The following is a 3,666-nucleotide window of genomic DNA, read 5'->3' on the forward strand; positions in this document are numbered from 1 at the left end:
ATCTAGCGCGCTCTTCAATTCTGGTGCTGCATCGATCAGCTTCTCCATCTTTTCTGGTTGCTTTTCGTACTCCTGCAGCTTTCCTAACGCTATCGAGAACTTTTTCAATCTTATCGATTTGCATAGGTCACCTATATAGGGCACCAGCCCCATTGCCGACACGGCCGCATCGAAGTAGTTGCCGCGTGCGACTGAGATCCAGAAGTTCACTCCGTCGGCGGCGCCTGTTGGATCGAATATTCCGACTAAGTCCAAAATCGCTTGCGCGATATCTAACCCTTCCTCGCGCAAGCGTTGCCGCTCTTCCTCGCTCATCTTCGGCTCGGCGCTTGCAGGCTTGGTCTCATGCATTTCAGGCTCGGAGCTTCGCTCCGAAGTTGGTTCAATGGCAGGTGAAGTTGCGGCTTGCGAGCCGATCGGCGCGGCAGCGGACGTGCTCGGTCCACCGGATTTGATCGAGATGGCGCTCCCGCTCGGTTTAATCTGCGTCCGAGTCTCCCCCGCTCGCAGCTTTAAATCGTCCCACAACTCCTTTTCGACCATCAGCTCGAGACGGTAAGTCCCCCGCTCGGTGCGCACGGCAACGCAGTCGGCCAAGGGTCGCCCGGTCGCAGCGTCTTTCAGGTGGATCACGCTCAGCGGCGACTTGTCCGTGCGCAAAAGCTCTTGGAGTTTTCGCACCGTCGCCGGGTTGTTGATGTCGAAGCCGAGCGCGGCGAGCACCTTGCGTTCGATCGCCTCTTCGCTGACAACCACTCGCGCCGGACGCGTGCCACGCAAGCCCAGTTCAGCGGTGGTCCACTCGACGCTCACGCGATACCCGCCCGAAGATCCGCTAACGTGCTGCGTCGGGCGTGTGCCGTTCGCTCGCTCCATTTGCCGCCACTTCTCTTCCACCTGCGCGCGTCGCATGGCGGCCATCCAATCGAGTTCGCGCTTGCGCGCTGCGTCAGCATCAGTTATTGGTAGTTCGGGCAAGGCCGACGGAGCTTGGCTTTGCGCTTCGGGCTCGTCTTCGAGCCAATTAGTCAACGGATTGATTCCCGTTCTTCCAATGGGAAAACTGTTCGACATGATTCTCCACCTCCCCGTTTAGTCAAAAATAAAAAACACTCTGCCGCAAAATGATTCGGTCCCCCGTACACGTTCGGCCATCCTGCGTGAATGACTCAAAAGGCGCACGAAAGCCGCATCGCATTACTTCAGGTCTCGCAAAGAGGCACGCCCCCGCAACCGTGCGCCGTGAAACCACGCGCCTCTTTTGCCCAATTCGGAAGCCGTCACTTTTGCGCCTCGTCCGCTCTCGTTTGTGGCGCCCGCTGTGCCGCTTCGCGCAATGCCAAAAGAAGCGCCCGCGCGCGCAGGGTCGCAGGTCTTTCGCCTCGCGGATCGAGTTCTACGGCAGCGCGAAGATCTGAGATCGCTTCGGCCAATTGCCCGCGATTTAAATTGGCTTCGCCGCGACCGGCCAGCGCCTCCACATTTTTGGAGTTCAATTGCAGCGCTGAAGTGAACTCTTTGATCGCAGCTTCGATCTCGCCGAGTCGAAGCTGAATCGCTCCCAGATGACAATGAAAGACGCTGTCAAAAGGGTCGGCGGCAACCAACCCACGATAGATCGCCCGCGCTTCATCCAGCTTCCCGCTGTTCATCAACTGATAGCCGACCTTGGCTATTTCGTACTGCCTCTCTTTGCTCATGCCGATCAGATCGGCCAACGTGATCTCGCCGCGCGCCAGCCTCTCAGCAAATTCAGGAGCGACTTCCACCTTTCCGCTCTCGCTTGGGTCTGCTCTCATTGTCGCCTCCTCGGTTTGCTCGCGATCCTCTGCGCTGAATCGCTGACCAATCACCGTTCGACCACACCGAAGCCTCCTTTCGGTGCGGTCGAACGATGCGACGACGAAAGCCCAGCTCAGACGTGCTGAGCGTAAGAACGATAGGCCGAAAGCTGCTCGGTCAAACGCAGAACGCGTCCGAAAGCCGTCAACATCTCGGCCAACGCTCGAAACGCCTCAGCCAAAGTCTCCATGTGCTTTCGTCGATCGTATGGCTTCTCACGATCCGCATAGCTGCTGTTAGCGTCGTAGTATGGGTTGAAACTGCCGCTCAGCGGCCGCCAACTCTCTTGCCACGATCCGAAGAAGCTCGTCATCAACGAGTTGACGAACTCCCTTCCGTCTTCGTAGGCCATCTTGAAGTAAAGATCGCCAGAATAGAGTTCGCCGCCGAGCTTGAAGGACTCGCCGCCGTTCTCGCTGCCGACGATCTCGCGCCCCTCGAACGACCAGTCATCCGACTCGCGCCCCATGCGAAAGATGTCGCCTTTGAACCGATCGCGGTACAGGTGACCATCTTGCGTGATCGTGCCGATCCGGCCCACCCCCTTGTCGATATCCGTCACGACCACGCGGTCCACGCCGTTGATGATCTCCAACTGGCCTGTAACGGTCATGCCCGGCACGCCGCCTGGCACGGTGGTCACGTTGATCTGCGTGCCGTCAGGCAACATGAAGATCGAGTCGCGCTTGAAGTCCCAATCGGTCGCCCCGTCGCGATCGCCCTCGTCGACGTGCGGGTCGCCCCAGATGCGCGTCCATTTCCCGTCCGGCCCCGTGATCTTCCACTCGTACTGCCCGATCATCTCGATCTTGTACCCGCCGGGCGTCAGTATGGCATTGCCTTCGGTCTTTAAACTGCCGGCTGGATGGTGAGCATCGCTCGGCATCGGAGCGCTCACTGGGGCTGGTTGCGTCAAGGCATATGTGCCGATCTCGGTTCCGACCAACGCCGCAAGTTTCTCCGCAAAGTTGCCGAAGGCTTGCGCCAGTTCGCTCGCCGCGTCGATGAAGTCCAGCAGACGCAAGTCCACGCGATCTTCACAGAAGGGGCGAACTTCAAGCTGGCCAAGTAGTTAGTTGAAATGAAATTGGTGCACATCGTCTCTCCTCCCGAGAAAGCTTTTTGAACTCGGTCCAAGGGTCGTCATGCCAGACCCATGGATTTTTAATTTTTCTCTATAAATTATTATCGGCGGTTTGAGAAAAATGTTTCCTCTCCGACGGAAAAAATTTTTGGCTGGCCGCTTGCAAGGCCACCGCTTCGAGGACCATACGCTTCGGCATCTACCCGACGGAAAAGTCTTCAGTTGGCAGCAAGAGGCTCGCCTCCATCCAGAAGAAAAATTCCCCGTCTTCTGTCTTCGAGCGAAGCGTGATCATCACCCTAGAAACCGAGCCGATGAAGGTCTGATCTTACGAATAAGCATTGGTTCGCTCTTGCGTACACACGAATGACAGCAGTTCTAGAGGGAAACCAGATCGGCGAGCGCGGCAAAACTTCGGCAGATATACCTACGTTCGCTTCTTCGGCGGTCAAGAGGCACCAACAAACGGTTCGTCGGGAGCTTATGATGAGACATCAACATCGGCTATCGCAGGCAAAAGCAGACGAGGTGGCGCTGCCAGCCGAAGCCCGCTCCGACGCGCGACCGCTGCGACGCTTTGTCTGCCGCACCTTCCCCAGAAAGCACCAGCGCCGCTCAAGCTGTGGCCTCAGCTAGTGCGTCGCGACCGATCCGCCAGCAGCCGAAGCGCCTCCACGCAAGTTCTAGTAAAAACTCATGCGACAAGCTCTATCTTACTGCCCGACGTCAGTTTAGCTTCG

The 3,666-nt window shown here is 57.7% G+C and carries 2 protein-coding genes and 1 pseudogene; all 3 read right to left on the reverse strand.

Going from position 1 to position 3,666, the window contains the following annotated elements:
• Window positions 1-1,074: pseudogene (locus C4334_RS14450) on the reverse strand (hypothetical protein); the annotation flags it as partial.
• Between the two features lie 206 nt (window positions 1,075-1,280).
• Window positions 1,281-1,799, reverse strand: a complete 519-nt coding sequence (locus C4334_RS14455) for a tetratricopeptide repeat protein (protein ID WP_352432795.1) — start codon at window positions 1,797-1,799, stop codon at window positions 1,281-1,283.
• Between the two features lie 116 nt (window positions 1,800-1,915).
• On the reverse strand, window positions 1,916-2,872 hold the full coding sequence (locus C4334_RS14460) for a DUF1521 domain-containing protein (RefSeq protein ID WP_352432796.1): 957 nt from the start codon (window positions 2,870-2,872) through the stop codon (window positions 1,916-1,918).
• Window positions 2,873-3,666 lie beyond the last annotated feature (794 nt).

Origin of the sequence: Pyrinomonas sp., from assembly GCF_040289685.1 — a bacterium.
Lineage (GTDB): Bacteria > Acidobacteriota > Blastocatellia > Pyrinomonadales > Pyrinomonadaceae > Pyrinomonas.

What these genes read in the sequence shown, in the direction of transcription:
- C4334_RS14455 (WP_352432795.1), bottom strand. Translation starts at nt 1,799, where the DNA reads ATGAGAGCAGACCCAAGCGAGAGCGGAAAGGTGGAAGTCGCTCCTGAA.